The following is a 15,233-nucleotide window of genomic DNA, read 5'->3' on the forward strand; positions in this document are numbered from 1 at the left end:
CCAGCGACTCCGAACGCTGCACCGCGTTCATCACCTGGCTACACACCTACAATCACCACCGCGGCCACACCGCACTCGGCGGTCAACCACCCGCCAGCCGCGTACCTAACCTCTCAGGTCAGTACAGCTAGTCGCCTTTGACCTTCTTCTGCTTGTCCTTCTTGCGCTTCTTGCCTTTTCGCGGCTTCTTCTCCGGCGGCGCCTCTTGGTCGTCGTCGACGAAATCCACCACCGCCAACTCGGCATCGGTCGGCAGCCGCAGCGCCAACAATGCGGCGAACGTGCCCGGCTCGAGTTCGATCCGGTTGATGGTCATGTGCACGGGTATCCATCCGCCGTCGGTCGCCCGTAAGCGCAATACGGCGCTGGTGGATCCGTTGGCGAATTCCAACGTCATCCTTGCCATATGAACCGCGTCAGCGGGATTGACGGCTTGCCGTCCCGCCTCTCGAGCGTGCCAATCGAAGAACGGGGCGGGCCGGTCGAGCCACTTGAGCAGTCGCCAGTTGACCGGATCGACGATGGCGCGGTGCACTCCGGGACGTGACAGGCCGTCGAGAATCCGTTGCGCAAGGTGGTCGGGTGGCAGCGACGGACCTTCGGGCTCGGCGCGCCAGTTCATGGCGCGACAGATGAGCCGCTCGCTGCCGTCGTCCTGCGATTCGGGGTTGGCGCGGGCAACGAAGCCGACGGAGATGGTCTCGCCCTGGTGGTCGGTGACATTCCACGTGCTGCACATCGTCATGCCCGGCTCGCCCTTGATCGCCATCGACAGCACCTTGGTCTCGCTCGGGTTGAGGGCGCGCATCGGCAGGTCTTCGGCGAACGTCCGGCCGTGGGTGGTCTCGGTCGACGGGTCGCGGCCGCTGTTGTAGATCGACTCAGGGGTGTCGGTGGCCACACCGGCGGTGAGGTCCCATTTGAGCGGCCCAGGTATCAGCCGCTCCGGCGGTTCCATATTCAGCGGCCCAATCCAGACGTGCACCCCGTGTAGCCGCCCGTCGGACATCAGGACAGGCTCTGTGCGGATTACGCGGTCGTTGCGCGGCGTGATGGCACTCATCGCCTCTCCGGCGCGCACAGTGTCGGATATCGCGGTCTGAATCGCCATCAGGTCCGGACTTCGTCGCAGAAATACGCTGATCGGGATGAGATTCTTGGTGCGACGACCGTCGGCCACCACAACAGGCTCGCCACCCAGTGTCTCCACCAGCAGCCAGTCGTGGCTCATTTGGTAAATCCTACCGGCATGCAGTTTTGCGTATTGTCACGCAAATATCACGACGAAATCCGTAGCCTCATGGTATATACCATGATTTTAACGCTGGCGAAAACGGTACGCCAAGTTGCTCAAAAGGCCTCTACGAGGTAATTTGCGACTACGCCATACCGCTGAGTATTGAAACGGATCGCGTTGTATGACCGTTTGATCGAAGCCGTTAGGCGCTCGGCGTGCCCGAACCGGCACCGTCGATTGCTGGTCCACGGGCGGCCGTCGAGGGGTCGGCCGTCACTGTGGTTTCATCTTGCCTAGCGCTCGAATTCGCGCAGCACCAGCCGCAGCACGCGGACCGCGCCCGCCTTGTCCAGAGGGTCGTTTCCGTTCCCACACTTGGGTGACTGCACGCACGACGGGCAGCCCAGTGGGCACTCGCAGGCTTCGATCGCCGCGGCCGTAGCGCCCCACCACGCGGAGATCTGTTGGAAGCCGCGATCGGCGAACCCCGCTCCGCCCGGATAGCCGTCGTATACGAAGATCGTCGGCAGGCCTGCCACCGGCCCGACCGCCGTCGACAACCCGCCGATATCGCCGCGGTCGCAGCTGGCCACCAGTGGGAGTAGGCCGATCGCCGCGTGCTCGGCGGCGTGTAGGGCACCCGGGATCCTCAACGGTTCGACACCGTTGTCTCCCAACGCTTCCGGTGTGATCGTGCACATGACCGCCCTGGTGTCCAGAGTGCGGGTCGGCATGTCGAGCTCGACGAAGTCGATCACTTCGCCGCTGCGTTCGCGGCGCAGATACCCGATCACCGTGTTGCTCACCGACACCGGAACCAGCCCGATAGTGACCGGCCCGAAGCTGTTTCGCTCGCCGGGGCCGGTCACCGCGATGTCGGTGAGCTCGCGAGCGAACGTCGTATAACCGGGATCCTCGGCATGTACGAATGCCAGGCCGTCCTCGAAATCGAGAGAGTCGACCAGATACGACTCGCCCTGGTGCAGATAGACCGCCCCCGGATGGACGGTCGCCGGTGCCCTGCCGACGTCGGCACTGCCCAACATCCGACCGGTCTCGGTCTCCAGGATCGCGATCTGGCCGCCCGACGAGCCGCGGATGTCCACCGCGGGATGCGGATCGACGCCGGGGCTGGGGAAGTAGCCGCTCGGCCGTCGACGAAGCAACCCGTCGTCGACGAGCGCCTCCGCGACTTCCTCGGCATTCCAGGCGCGCACCTCGGCATCGGTCAACGGCAGCTCCGTTGCCGCGCAGAGTAGTTGCGGCCCGAGCACGTAGGGATTTCCCGGGTCGATGACAACTCGCTCGATCGGCTTGTCCAACAACGCTTCCGGATGATGGACCAGGTAGGTGTCCAACGGGTCGTCGCGGGCAATCAACAGGATCAGCGCGCCCTGTCCGCGTCTGCCGGACCGTCCGGCCTGCTGCCAGAACGACGTCACGGTTCCGGGGAAGCCGGCGAGCACCACGGCGTCAAGGCCCGCGATGTCGACACCGAGCTCGAGCGCGTTGGTACTGGCCAGACCGCGCAGATCACCCTCGGCCAGTGCACGTTCCAGGGCGCGACGATCCTCGGCAAGGTAACCGGCACGATAGGACGCCACCCGGCCCGCCAACTCGGGCGCGACGTCCTCCAGCCGGGCACGGGCGGCCAGCGCGGTGAGCTCGGCCCCGCGCCGGGATCGGACGAACGTCAGTGTGCGCGCGCCCTCGGCGATCAGGTCGGCCATCACCCGTGCCGCCTCGGCGCCCGCGGACCGCCGCACCGGCGCTCCGTTCTCCCCGACCAGGTCGGTGCGCAGCGCCGGCTCCCACAGCGCGACCGTGCGCGCACCCTGAGGTGAGCCGTCCTCGGTCACCTCGAGCACCGTCTGCCCGATCAACTCCGAGGCGGTGGCCGCCGGTGAGGCGGTCGTCGCGCTGGCGAAGATCACCGTTGGCGCAGCAGAGTAGCGCGTGCACAGCCGCATCAGCCGGCGTAACACCATCGCCACGTTCGAGCCGAAAACGCCTCGGTAGTAATGGCACTCGTCGACGACGATGTAACGCAGGTTCCGCAAGAAGACCGCCCACCGAGCGTGGTTTCGCAACATCGACAGGTGGATCATGTCGGGGTTGGAGAAGATCCAGCGCGACCGTTCGCGCGCGAACCGTCGTACCTCGCTCGGGCTGTCGCCGTCGTAGGCGCTCGGTGCAACCGTCGCAAGCTTGCTAACGGCGCCGGTGAGCGCATGGGCTGCGCGCAACTGGTCGTGGCCAAGGGCCTTCGTCGGCGACAGGTACAGCGCGCGTGCGCGGGGATCGGTGGCGAACGCCGTCAGGATGGGCAGCTGATAGGCCAGCGACTTGCCCGAAGCAGTGCCGGTGCTGAGTACGACATGGCGGCCGTCGTGGGCGAGATCAGCCGCCTCGGTCTGGTGCGACCAAGGCGCGGTGATTCCGCGATCATGGAAGGCCCGCACCACATCCGGATCGGCCCAGCGCGGCCACGCCCGTTGGCGTGCTTGCCGTGGCGCCAGGTCCGCCACATGCCGCAGCGGTTTCTCCTCCGGATCGGTGCCTTCGACCGCGCATGCGAGCAGCTCGCGGCCGAAATCCGACATCGTTTGCCCTCCTGCCCATGAATTGTTCCCTAGTTGCTTCGGCAAGACTGTCGCTGGAGCTTCGAACATGATTGACTAAGGGCGGTCGCAGCTTCTGTGTTCGTGTATATGCACTCGCAGGATCGACGTTGCGATCGCGGTTCCTGCGAGGGTTTAGGTCGGGTCAAGTTCCGGCGACTCCACGAAGGTATGGCGGTCGGAACGGGCCCGGTGCACCGGAAGTCGGTGGGCCGTACCCGGTAGAAGAGAAGGAAAGATCGAAAGATGCCACAGGGAACTGTGAAGTGGTTCAACGCGGAGAAGGGCTTCGGCTTTATCGCCCCCGAGGACGGCTCCGCTGACGTATTTGTCCACTACACGGAGATTCAGGGATCCGGCTTCCGGACTCTCGAGGAAAATCAGAAGGTTGAGTTCGAGGTCGGCCAGAGCCCCAAAGGCCCACAGGCAACCGGCGTTCGGTCCATCTGAGCAATCGAACCGCAACGATTCCCCCCGCACGGTCCCGTAGGACGGCGGGGGTTTTCGTTTTTGTGCGGCCCGGCCGACACCGCAGCGGCGCGGTACTGGCCTACTGTCGTGTCCGTGAGCCAGCTCTCGTTCTTCTCTGCAGAGTCGGTGCCGCCCGCGGTTGCCGACCTGACGGGACTTCTTGCCGCACCCGGCCAGGTGGTCGTGGTCGGGGAGGGCGCGCGGCTGTCGGTGGTGGTGGATCGCCCCTGGCGCGCCGTGGCACTGGCCGAGATGATCGTGGAGGCGGGGCTGGAGCCCGAGATCGCCCGAACGGATGAGAACACCCCACTCGTGCGCACAGCTGTGCACCCTCAGCTGCTCGGTATCGCCGCCCAGTGGACCCGCGGAGCGGTCAAGACCGTGCCACCCCAGTGGCTGCCGGGACCGCGCGAGCTGCGGGCCTGGACGCTGGCGGCGGGCACCCCTGAATCGGATCGATATCTGTTGGGCCTGGACCCACACGCGCCCGACACCCATTCGCCGCTTGCCTCGGCCCTGATGCGGGTCGGGATAGCACCGACTCTCATCGGAACCAGGGGCGCGCATCCGGCCCTGCGAATCAGCGGCCGTCGACGGCTATCGCGCCTGGTAGAGAACGTGGGGGAACCTCCAGGCGACGTTGAGGCGTTCTCCTCGTGGCCTAGGATTTGAGGCCCTCGGGTCGGAAGGTCAGTTTGCGTCGGCTCGCCCGGGGTGCGAAATTGTCAGTTGCCAACGGCGACGGATAGTGAAGAACGCATGAATCCGGCGTCGGACGGCAACATAGAAGTGGAGCGTAAGCACAATTGGCTGGCGAGGACCGCGGCAGCGGCCGCAACGGTGGGGTGCGGCGACTCGTCATTGTCGAGTCGCCCACTAAAGCACGCAAAATAGCCGGCTACCTGGGCTCCAACTACATCGTCGAGTCCTCCCGCGGGCACATCCGGGATTTGCCGAGGGCGGCCGCTGACGTGCCCGCCAAGTACAAATCCGAGCCGTGGGCCCGGCTCGGGGTCAATGTGGACGCGGATTTCGAACCGCTCTACATCATCAGCCCCGACAAGAAGAGCACCGTGACTGAGCTGAAAGGCCTGCTCAAAGACGTCGACGAACTCTATCTGGCCACAGACGGTGACCGTGAGGGCGAGGCCATCGCCTGGCATCTCCTCGAAACACTGAAGCCGAGCATCCCGGTCAAGCGGATGGTGTTCCACGAGATCACCGAACCGGCCATCCGCAATGCTGCTGAGCACCCACGCGACCTGGACAACGACCTGGTCGATGCGCAGGAGACCCGCCGCATCCTGGACCGGCTGTATGGCTACGAGGTCAGCCCCGTGCTGTGGAAGAAGGTCGCGCCGAAACTGTCGGCGGGCCGGGTCCAGTCGGTGGCGACCCGCATCATCGTGTCGCGCGAGCGCGAGCGGATGGCGTTCCGCAGCGCCGGCTACTGGGACGTCACCGCCGAACTGGACGCCAGCGTGTCCGACGCCCAGGCGTCCCCGCCCACCTTCACCGCCAAGCTGAACAATGTCGACGGCAAGAGGGTGGCTGCCGGTCGCGACTTCGATTCGCTGGGCCAGCTGAAGAAGCCCGACGAGGTGCTGGTGCTCGACGAGGCCAGCGCGGGAGCGTTGGCGACGGGGCTGCGCGGTGCGCAGCTCGAGGTCAGCTCCGTCGAGCAGAAGCCGTACACCCGCAGGCCGTACGCGCCGTTTATGACGTCGACGCTGCAGCAGGAGGCCGGCCGCAAACTGCGGTTCAGCTCGGAGCGCACGATGAGCATCGCCCAGCGGCTCTACGAGAACGGCTACATCACTTATATGCGTACCGACTCCACGACGCTGTCGGAGTCGGCAATCAATGCCGCGCGCAACCAGGCCCGCCAGCTGTACGGCGAGGAGTACGTGCATCCGACGCCGCGCCAGTACACCCGCAAGGTGAAGAACGCGCAGGAGGCGCACGAGGCGATCAGGCCCGCAGGCGATGTGTTCCAGACGCCGGGTCAGCTGCACAGCCAGCTCGACACCGACGAGTTCCGCCTCTATGAGCTGATCTGGCAGCGCACCGTGGCCTCGCAGATGGCCGACGCGCGTGGCACGACGCTGTCGCTGCGGATTTCCGGAGCTGCCCGCTCGGGCGAGCAGGTGGTGTTCAACGCCAGCGGTCGCACCATCACGTTCGCGGGGTTCCTCAAGGCCTACGTCGAAAGCCTCGACGAGCAGGCCGGCGGTGAGGCCGACGACGCCGAGAGCAGACTGCCCAACCTGACCGAGGGCCAGCGGGTCGATGCCAAGGACCTGACCGCCGACGGCCACAACACCAGCCCGCCGGCTCGCTACACCGAGGCGTCGCTGATCAAGGCGCTGGAAGATCTCGGCATCGGTCGTCCGTCGACGTACTCGTCGATCATCAAGACTATCCAGGACCGCGGCTACGTCCACAAGAAGGGCAGCGCGCTGGTGCCGTCATGGGTGGCCTTCGCCGTCACCGGTCTGCTTGAGCAGCACTTCGGGCGCCTGGTCGACTACGGATTCACCGCGGCCATGGAGGACGAGCTCGACGAGATCGCGTCTGGCCACGAGCAGCGCACCACGTGGTTGTCCAACTTCTACTTCGGCGGCGACCACGGTGTGCCGGAGTCGATCGCCCGCTCCGGTGGGTTGAAGAAGCTGGTCGGTGTCAACCTCGAAGGCATCGATGCCCGAGAAGTCAACTCCATCAAGCTGTTTGACGACGAAGAAGGCCGTCCGGTTTACGTGCGCGTCGGCAAGAACGGCCCCTATCTGGAGCGCACCGTCATCGGTGACGACGGCGAACCCAAGCCGCAGCGTGCCAACCTCAAGGACGAGCTGACGCCGGATGAGCTGACCCTCGATCTGGCCGAAAAGGCTTTCGCCACACCGCAGGAGGGTCGCACGCTTGGCGTCGATCCCGAGACGGGTCACCCGATTGTCGCCAAGGACGGCCGGTACGGGCCGTACGTGACCGAGGTGCTGCCCGAGCCCGACGAGCCCGAAGACGGCGCCCCGGCGAAGAAGGGCAAGAAGCCGACCGGCCCCAAACCACGCACCGGCTCGCTGCTGCGGTCGATGGACCTGGAGACGGTGACGCTCGAGGATGCGCTGCGGCTGCTGTCGCTGCCGCGCGTTGTCGGTGCCGACCCGAATACCGGTGAGGAGATCACCGCTCAGAACGGACGGTACGGGCCATATCTCAAGCGTGGCACCGACTCTCGTTCGCTGGCTAACGAAGAGCAGATGTTCGACATCACGCTCGACGAGGCGCTGAAGATCTACTCCGAGCCCAAACGTCGTGCGGGACAGGGTGCTTCGGCACCGCCGCTGCGAGAGTTGGGTGCCGACCCGGCGACAGGCAAGCCGATGGTCATCAAAGACGGCCGCTTCGGGCCGTACGTGACCGACGGCGAGACCAATGCCAGCCTGCGCAAGGGCGACGACGTGCTGTCGATCACCGACGAGCGGGCCGCCGAACTGCTGGCCGACCGGCGTGCACGTGGACCGTCGAAGCGCCCGGCCAAGAAGGCGGCCAAGAAAGCCGCGAAGAAGGCACCAGCCAAGAAAGCCGCCAAGCGCAGCTAGCGGCGACTGTCCTCAGGCGTCCTCGTCACATTGCCGGCCGACTCCTGGCCGGACTCAACAAGATTGAGCGGTCGCGCGAGCTGAGTCGGGGCGGACCGCCCACGCAATTCGACGATCTCGCCGACGTCCCAGCACAGCGCCTCGGCGTCCAGCGCGCCGCTGACTGCGATCGCCGATGCCAGCACGTGGCCTTGCTCCAGCTTCGCCAGCTCGGTCAGCCGGGCAGCCTCGTTGACAGGGTCGCCGATGACGGTGTACTCGAAGCGCGCCTGGGCCCCGATGTGGCCTGCGATGGCGCGTCCAGCGGACACCCCGATGCCGAACTCCATTTCGGAGCCAAGCACGGCGAGTAGCTCGTCGTGCAGCTCACGGGAGGCCGCCAGCGCGGCGCCCGACGCGTCGGGATGCTCGATCGGCGCGCCGAAGATGGCCAGCGCGGCGTCGCCCTGGAATTTGTTGACGAAGCCGCCGTGGCGAGCGACGGTGTCGACGACGACGCGGAAGAACTCGTTGAGCAGGCTGACGACCTCGGAAGCGGGCCGGTTGGAGGCCAGCTGGGTCGAGCCGACCAGGTCGATGAACAGCACCGCGACGTCGCGTTCCTGACCGCCGAGTTCCGTGCCGCGTTCGAGGGCGCGGCGGGCGACGTCCTCGCCGACGTAGCGACCGAATAGGTCACGCAGCCTCTGCCGTTCGGCGAGGTCGCGAACCATGTCGTTGAATCCGGCTTGCAGCAAACCCAATTCGCTGGCGTCATAAATCTGCATGTGAGCGTTGTAGTTGCCGCGCTGGACTTCACCCAGCGCCCAACGCAATTGGCGCAGCGGATCGGCGATGGCCATCGCCACCAGCACGGTGCCTGCCAAACCGACGAGCAGTGCGGCGATCGCCATGATCAGGATCGGGGTTGTCAGCCGCTCGGCGGACGCGGTGAGGATCTGGAACTTGCTGGCCACCAATGCCAGCACGATCGCCAAAACCGGAACACCGGTGGACAGCACCCACGTCAGCACCTGCCTCAGGATGACGCCCGCGGCGCGGTAGTTCTCCGGCACACCGCCTCGTAGGGCCGCCACGGCGACAGGGCGCAGCACGCGTTCGGATTGCAGGTAGCCGATGATCGCCGTTGCGGTCGCCCCGAGCGCGGTAGCCACCGCGACAACGGGTGCTGCATGGCTGGCCACCGGCCAACTGGCGACGATGAAGACGACCGATCCCAGGCACCAGTTGACGACGTTGATGAGCGACCGATAGAAGGGCATCTTCAGTGCGCGCGTGCGGGCCAGCTCGGTGGCGGCGGGGTCGCTGTCGGCCAGCAGGCTGTCGCGGCGCTGCCAGCGCATCACCGGGATCAGCAGCCTGAGGCTGACGTAGGCGCCGACGGTGAAGGACAGGAACAGGAAGCCCAGGAAGACGGCCAGGTTGAAGGTGGGCAGGTCCTGCAGCTGGATCCGGTCCTCGGGCGGCAGCCCGAAACGGAGGAAACCCAGCACGAACAATGCGCCGATGATGTCGGACTGCAGCATGCCGAGGGTGAACACCGGCCACGGAGTGCGCGCCACCCAGCGGACGAATGCGCTGATTCGCCCAATCGGTTCGGCCTGCGTGGTCACCCGTTAACCGTATCGGTCCCGGCAGACCGGAACGGGCGGTCTGGGACGGCTGTGTCGGTTCGCAGCACTACTGTTATGTGTGATGGCCGGGGTTTTTTCGCGTCTTGTAGGCCAAGATGCGGTTGAGAGGGAATTGATAGCTGCTGCACAGGCTGCACGTCGTGACCCTGCTCACAATGCCAACGCCACCGGGACCATGACACATGCGTGGCTGATCACCGGCCCGCCAGGGTCCGGGCGTTCGGTGGCCGCGCTGTGCTTCGCCGCGGCGCTGCAGTGCGAATCCGACGGCGTGCCCGGCTGCGGCGAGTGCCGCGCCTGTACCACCGCGATGGCCGGAACCCACGCCGACGTGCGCAGAATCATCCCCGAGGGGCTGTCGATCGGTGTCGACGAGATGCGCAACATCGTCCAGATCGCGTCGCGGCGTCCGAGCACGGGCCGGTGGCAGGTCGTGTTGATCGAGGATGCCGACCGGTTGACCGAGGGAGCGGCGAACGCGCTGCTCAAGGTCGTTGAGGAGCCGCCGCCGTCCACCGTGTTCCTGCTGTGTGCGCCGTCGGTGGATCCAGAGGACATCGCGATCACCCTGCGGTCGCGCTGCCGCCACGTCGCGCTGGTGACGCCGCAGGTGGAGGCCATCGCCCGGGTGCTGATCGACTCGGACGGGCTGCCCGCCGAGGACGCAAATTGGGCGGCGTCGGTGAGTGGCGGGCATGTCGGGCGGGCACGTCGGCTGGCCACCGACGAGGAGGCGCGACGGCGACGCGAGCGCGCGCTTGCACTGGCGCGTGACGCGGCGACGCCGTCGCGGGCCTACGGAGCCGCTGAGGAACTGGTGGCCGCGGCCGAGGCGGAGGCGCTGGCGTTGACGGTCGGCCGCAACGAGACCGAGTCGGAGGAGTTGCGCACCGCGCTGGGCGCAGGCGGCACCGGTAAGGGCACCGCTGGGGCGATGCGCGGTGCGACGGGCGCTATCAAAGACCTTGAGCGCAGACAGAAGTCGCGTCACACACGCGCGTCTCGCGACGCACTGGATCGGGCGTTGATCGACCTGGCGATGTACTTCCGGGATGCGCTTTTGGTGTCGGCGCAAGCGGGTGATATCCCGCCGAACCATCCGGATATGTCGGACAAGGTGCAGGCGATGGCGGCTGTGGTGCCGCCGGATCGGCTGTTGCGGTGCATCGAGGCGGTGCTGGACTGCCGTGAGGCGCTCGCCGTCAACGTGAAGCCGAAATTCGCGGTCGACGCGATGGTCGCCACAGTGGGCAAGGCGCTTCGCAACTGACTTGGGTGGTCACCGCGGCCTGTCGTAGACTCGTCCCGCCCGGCTAGCGCCGGGCGCGCCACCTTAGCTCAGTCGGTAGAGCGATTCACTCGTAATGAATAGGTCGGGGGTTCGATTCCCCCAGGTGGCTCGCTATTTTCCTGGCCCGCCTTGCCCCGCCTTGCCCCGCGAGCGTGCGCGTTTGCACGCGACACGCCGCAATTTGCCGGCATTCTGCGCCCCGTCGTGGGCCGCGAGCGACCGCAGCCTGTTCAGCCGCCCAGTGCTTCGCCCGCGATCCTGTTCGCTGTCGCCGCGGCCGGGAATCCGGCGTAGCCGCTGGCGTGGTATACGACCTCCGCTATCTCGTCGTCGGTGAGGCCGTTGGTCCGTGCGATCTTGAAGTGGATGGCCAGTTCGTCGTTGGCCCGCAGCGCGATCAGAATGCCGAGCGTCAGCAGACTGCGGTCGCGCCGGCTGAGGCCCTCGCGTCCCCACAGCCGACCGAAGACGTTGTCAACGGAGATCTCGAACAATTCGTCGGCGAATCCGCTGCGGGGGAGATCGGCCTCACCATCGGGGATGACGCCCGGCAGCAACTCGCGGAAGACGGTCAACCCTGTTTCACGCACATCAGTCATGGGTCCACGATGGCATCAGAGCGGCGCGAGGTAACCCACAGGGCCGGACGCGAGGCAGACGGACAGAGCGGCGGTATTGGCGCGCACGTCGATGGCATCGCCGGCGCCGGGCAGGCGTACGAAGACGCGGTTGAGTCCGGGATGGACCGGCACCTTGACGTCGGGGCCCTCGGTGAGTGACATCGTCATCGAGCCCTCACTGTTGGCGAGGTAGTTGATCTCAGCGGTCCAGTCCGACGGCAACAGCGGGCCGTCGAGCGGCATGCGCACGGGGAAGTCGGTCTGAACCAGGTAGCCGCACTTGGGGTCGGGGCCCCTGACGATGGTGCGCACCCAGGTGACCTTGGCATCGACGACATGGCCGCGGTTGTCGAGCATCCGGAGTTGGCTTGTGGTGCTCTCGAATTCGGGGCGATCGCGCAGCAGCGCGAACATGTGGCTGGCCAGGTTCTCCGGCGCGGCGACGCGTTGCAGGACGAACGGGTCGACCTCTTGGTCGAGCATCGGAGCGCTGGACGATCGATGTGCTTCGGCAAGGCCGGCTTCGGCATTCTGGAGGTAGGGCTGCGCGGGGTTGTCCTGCCAGATCGTCGTGAATGTTGCGGTCGAGTAGAGGCTGCTGCCGACGAACGCGACTGCGGCGGTGACGGTTACGGCGGTGCGAGCGCGAGAGGCGTCGAGCCATCTGGATCGCTCGCGGTTGGGTGCGCAGAACCCGACCGCCGCGAGGAGTGACAGGACGACGACGAGGTCGGGGAAGTAGCGCAGGGTCTGCGCGAGTTCGAGCGCTGTGAACTTTGATGAGCGCATCAGGTAGATCGGGATCTGGCAGGCGATCGTGTAGCCGACGGCGACGGCCCACAACAGGCCGATGCGCTCTTTGCGGAGGAAGGAGACCGCGATTACTGCGGCGAGTGCGAGCCAGCCGAGAACCATGACTGTGGCCGGGGGTGTCGCCCATGGTGATGCCGGTGCCCAGCGCTGCCAGTCCCACGGGCCACCTGCTAGCCCAGGCGCGATGCCGTGAGTGATGGAGCGGCTCAACAGGTCTCGCGTCATGGGTAGGTCGCGGCTCCAGCGTTCCTGGTCGACGACGACGAGGTAGAGGGCGATCCAGGCGGCGGTGAGTGCGAGCGATCCGACCCAGAATCGTGTGCCGCGATGCCACACGTTACGGAGGGCGGAGCTGTCACCGGTGACGTGGGCGAGCAGCGCGGTGATGGTGAAGGCGACGAAGGGGATGACGGCCGCCTTTTCGAAGAAAAGCAGGCCGCCGAAGAAGACGAGGAGCGCGGTGACGGCGTAGCGCTGATTGCCGGTGCGCACGAGAAGGATCGCGTCCGCGGTCACCCATGCCATGGCGGCGAGCATTGGAAGCGAGTTCAGAGCGGCTGCCCACCAGGCGAATCCGGGTATGCCGAGTGGTGTGAAGAGGGCGAAGGTCAACGGGATGAGCAGGACGGGGCGCCAGCCGAGGATGACGTGGAGCGCGCGTAGGAGCGCCAGCGACGCGAGTAGTTGCAGAACGACGAGGCTGATCGCCGGGCCGATCCAGTTGAGCGGTGCGAGGTGGGTGATGACGCCTGCGACGAGGAATGCTGCGGGCATGACGTGACCGTCGTGGTCGTCGAAGAGGTATTCCGGCGAGAAGAGGTCTTGGGTGCCGGCGCGGCCGACGAGGATGAGGTCGTCCCAGTAGAAGTAGCCCTTGAACGCCAGGACCGCGCGGATGACGAGCTGGACCGCGATCAGGGCGATGGCGGTCAAAGCAACCCAGTTGGTGCGGGTCAGCCGGACTGCCATACGTCCTTTCTGCTGGTCGGCGGAACCCTTCGACTGTACGGGTAGCGATTCGGGCGGTCAGTGATGACAGATAACGCCTTCACAACAGCCGCTGCGGCGTGATTCCGGAAGCATTTACGCTGGACGAATGACTGGAAGCTCGCCCTATCCGCCAGGGTTTGGCGCCCCACCGCCAGGTAGCGGTCCTCTGCCGCCGTCTGGCTATGTTCCGCAGCCAGCGAACTTTGGCCCTGGTACGCCTCCCAAACGGGCCAGAACGGGCTTGTTGGCGAGCGGGGTGGTACTGGCGGTGCTACTTGGTGTCGCCGCGCTGGTGCTTTCAATCATCGGGGCAACTCGCGAATCTACCCCGCCGCCATTACCGAATCCTCGAGCGGAGCAGCAAGAGCTATTCGTAGAGGATGCGGACAAGGCGCTCTGTGCGGTCATTAGTCCTCTTATGAGAGAACAGAGCGACCGAACCCGAAATTTTCAGAATAAGGGCGATGCAGCCTCACCGGAACGCTTAGGCGCAATTCCCGGATACAAGGCTGAGACTTTGGACTGGGCTAATCGGATTCAGCCGCTGCTAAACCAGCATGCCGACCCGCCGCGTTACTTGACCCGCACGCTGCAACGGTATATCGATGGCATGTTGCTCTACAGCGAGAATATGTATCCCGAACGTGGTCCAGATTCCTTCGACAACACGACTTATGAATCTGCGATTGTCGATTACGGCGGTCCCCTTGGGACGTGTTACAAGGTAGGCATTCGTTGGTAGCGGTCGGCGGTGCTGGCGAAGCAAAGCCCAATCGCAAATTTTCGGACTTCATCCTCGACGGGTCATGGCCGGAAACTTCCGCCGCTCCATGGACGGGGGCTGCCCGCGCGCAACGCACCTTCGCAGAGACGTCGCAGGCGGGCGCGCGAGACGTTGCGGCTTCGGCATCAGCGATCCTCAGCAACAATGACGGCGCGATGATCGAGGCAATGCATGTCATCTACCAAGATGACAGCAACGCCATTGAGGCTCAATCAGAGTTGTTCGCTGCAATGGCCGACTGCATCGATGAGTGCGCGGACATTGTGAAAGACGCCCGGCTAAAGCTGGACGTCGTAGATCGAGAGGCGCACGAAGCAATTCAGAAGATCATTGATGGTCAACAGGGGGGAGTGTTCGGCGGCTGGGCGGTGCTCTCAATGATCTGGGCAATTCTCGTAGCGGCCAGAACGGCCGCAGTTGCAGCCTCGGCGGCCGCGGCGGCGAATATTGCCTCCCAGGGAGCGAGGGTTGGATCCGCAACCGCGCCTTCTCAAGGTGGTCAAACTGGTCCGCCGGTGCAAGCCGAACCCCATCGTCTGGACGGGCAGGGGCATTTCTTTATGGCCGGCAATGGACCGCCTCCTCCGCAGGGACCACTACGCGATGACATCAACAACCCAACGGAAAAACCGACATCAGATAATCCGCCTGGGCCACGCTTAGATGCACCGATTCGTGAGGATGACTCGAGCAAGTTTCCTCACGATCCGATAGAGGCACCTGCAGGCAATCCTTCCGGGGATCAGCGTCCAATGCGGACGGATATCAATAACGCGCCCGGTGGAGCTCCCGTCCCCGCGCCCGCGCCACAACCAGGCAGCTCGGGCATCATGCCGCCGATGAGTCCAATGTCCGGAATGTCCGGAGGGACCGGCATGAAGCCGCCGTCGATGCCGTCCATGCCGAGCACTCCGTCCATGCCCAGCAGTCCGAGCATGCCGTCAGCGCCCACCTCGCCAGCCGGCCTGCCGACGCCAGCCAGCCCCGTCAACGACCTGTCGCAGGGATTCACCAAAGGACTTGCCTCGGGCGCAGCCAACCCGCTCCCACCGGCGGTTCCGCAAGCCCCAACGCCGCCCCAAGCGACCACTAGCGTCACGCCCGCATCCGCTTCGGGTTCCGCAATACCGCCCGCTGCCCCCAGTACTCCCGTCGTCAATCACGCAGCCC

At 65.6% G+C, this 15,233-nt stretch carries 11 protein-coding genes, 1 tRNA gene and 1 pseudogene; 7 read left to right on the top strand and 6 right to left on the bottom strand.

Going from position 1 to position 15,233, the window contains the following annotated elements; genetic code table 11:
• A pseudogene (locus D6M19_RS33530) lies at positions 1-131 on the top strand (IS481 family transposase); the annotation flags it as partial.
• On the opposite strand, the gene D6M19_RS33535 reads toward D6M19_RS33530, so the two are convergent.
• Together D6M19_RS33535 and D6M19_RS33540 are read right to left on the bottom strand one after the other, a co-directional pair.
• Complete coding sequence (locus tag D6M19_RS33535) at positions 128-1,231, bottom strand: PAS domain-containing protein (protein WP_164478826.1); 1,104 nt, start codon at positions 1,229-1,231, stop codon at positions 128-130. The pseudogene D6M19_RS33530 and the gene D6M19_RS33535 overlap by 4 nt on opposite strands.
• 299 nt (positions 1,232-1,530) lie before the next feature.
• Entirely contained in the window at positions 1,531-3,840 is a 2,310-nt protein-coding gene (locus tag D6M19_RS33540) for a DNA 3'-5' helicase SftH (protein WP_123029604.1), read from the bottom strand.
• A gap of 264 nt (positions 3,841-4,104) precedes the next feature.
• On the opposite strand from D6M19_RS33540, the gene cspA reads away from it, so the two are divergent.
• From cspA to topA, 3 genes are all read left to right on the top strand, one after another.
• On the top strand, positions 4,105-4,308 hold the full coding sequence (gene cspA, locus D6M19_RS33545; RefSeq protein WP_066982775.1) for a cold shock protein CspA: 204 nt from the start codon (positions 4,105-4,107) through the stop codon (positions 4,306-4,308).
• Between the two features lie 114 nt (positions 4,309-4,422).
• Positions 4,423-5,001 (top strand): hypothetical protein, encoded by a 579-nt coding sequence (locus D6M19_RS33550; protein ID WP_123029611.1) that lies wholly within the window; start codon positions 4,423-4,425, stop codon positions 4,999-5,001.
• A 134-nt stretch (positions 5,002-5,135) separates the two neighbouring features.
• Complete coding sequence (topA, locus tag D6M19_RS33555; protein WP_123029605.1) at positions 5,136-7,931, top strand: type I DNA topoisomerase; 2,796 nt, start codon at positions 5,136-5,138, stop codon at positions 7,929-7,931.
• Here topA and D6M19_RS33560 read toward each other — a convergent pair.
• Positions 7,928-9,544: an adenylate/guanylate cyclase domain-containing protein gene (locus D6M19_RS33560; RefSeq protein WP_123029606.1), complete on the bottom strand. Its 1,617-nt coding sequence runs from the start codon at positions 9,542-9,544 to the stop codon at positions 7,928-7,930. The genes topA and D6M19_RS33560 overlap by 4 nt on opposite strands.
• A gap of 82 nt (positions 9,545-9,626) precedes the next feature.
• Between D6M19_RS33560 and D6M19_RS33565 the strand changes: the two genes are divergently transcribed.
• Both D6M19_RS33565 and D6M19_RS33570 read left to right on the top strand, forming a co-directional pair.
• Positions 9,627-10,835, top strand: a complete 1,209-nt coding sequence (locus D6M19_RS33565; RefSeq protein WP_123029607.1) for a DNA polymerase III subunit delta' — start codon at positions 9,627-9,629, stop codon at positions 10,833-10,835.
• A 57-nt stretch (positions 10,836-10,892) separates the two neighbouring features.
• A tRNA-Thr gene (locus tag D6M19_RS33570) sits at positions 10,893-10,965 on the top strand.
• Positions 10,966-11,086: 121 nt separating this feature from the next.
• Here the strand turns inward: D6M19_RS33570 and D6M19_RS33575 are convergent.
• Both D6M19_RS33575 and D6M19_RS33580 read right to left on the bottom strand, forming a co-directional pair.
• Positions 11,087-11,455, bottom strand: a complete 369-nt coding sequence (locus D6M19_RS33575; protein WP_123029608.1) for a carboxymuconolactone decarboxylase family protein — start codon at positions 11,453-11,455, stop codon at positions 11,087-11,089.
• Between the two features lie 15 nt (positions 11,456-11,470).
• Positions 11,471-13,258: a hypothetical protein gene (locus D6M19_RS33580; protein WP_123029609.1), complete on the bottom strand. Its 1,788-nt coding sequence runs from the start codon at positions 13,256-13,258 to the stop codon at positions 11,471-11,473.
• Between the two features lie 265 nt (positions 13,259-13,523).
• On the opposite strand from D6M19_RS33580, the gene D6M19_RS34500 reads away from it, so the two are divergent.
• Positions 13,524-14,021 carry a hypothetical protein gene (locus tag D6M19_RS34500; protein ID WP_206428707.1) on the top strand — a complete coding sequence of 166 codons (498 nt, stop codon included), beginning with the start codon at positions 13,524-13,526 and terminating at the stop codon, positions 14,019-14,021.
• Between the two features lie 784 nt (positions 14,022-14,805).
• Here the strand turns inward: D6M19_RS34500 and D6M19_RS33585 are convergent.
• Positions 14,806-15,075, bottom strand: a complete 270-nt coding sequence (locus tag D6M19_RS33585; RefSeq protein WP_123029610.1) for a hypothetical protein — start codon at positions 15,073-15,075, stop codon at positions 14,806-14,808.
• Between the last annotated feature and the right edge of the window lie 158 nt (positions 15,076-15,233).

The sequence above is a fragment of the Mycolicibacterium stellerae genome (genome assembly GCF_003719305.1).
In the GTDB taxonomy this organism is placed as follows: Bacteria; Actinomycetota; Actinomycetes; order Mycobacteriales; family Mycobacteriaceae; genus Mycobacterium; species Mycobacterium stellerae.

What these genes read in the sequence shown, in the direction of transcription:
- D6M19_RS33535 (WP_164478826.1), bottom strand. Translation starts at nt 1,231, where the DNA reads ATGAGCCACGACTGGCTGCTGGTGGAGACACTGGGTGGCGAGCCTGTT.
- D6M19_RS33540 (WP_123029604.1), bottom strand. Translation starts at nt 3,840, where the DNA reads ATGTCGGATTTCGGCCGCGAGCTGCTCGCATGCGCGGTCGAAGGCACC.
- cspA (WP_066982775.1), top strand. Translation starts at nt 4,105, where the DNA reads ATGCCACAGGGAACTGTGAAGTGGTTCAACGCGGAGAAGGGCTTCGGC.
- D6M19_RS33565 (WP_123029607.1), top strand. Translation starts at nt 9,627, where the DNA reads ATGGCCGGGGTTTTTTCGCGTCTTGTAGGCCAAGATGCGGTTGAGAGG.
- D6M19_RS33575 (WP_123029608.1), bottom strand. Translation starts at nt 11,455, where the DNA reads ATGACTGATGTGCGTGAAACAGGGTTGACCGTCTTCCGCGAGTTGCTG.
- D6M19_RS33580 (WP_123029609.1), bottom strand. Translation starts at nt 13,258, where the DNA reads ATGGCAGTCCGGCTGACCCGCACCAACTGGGTTGCTTTGACCGCCATC.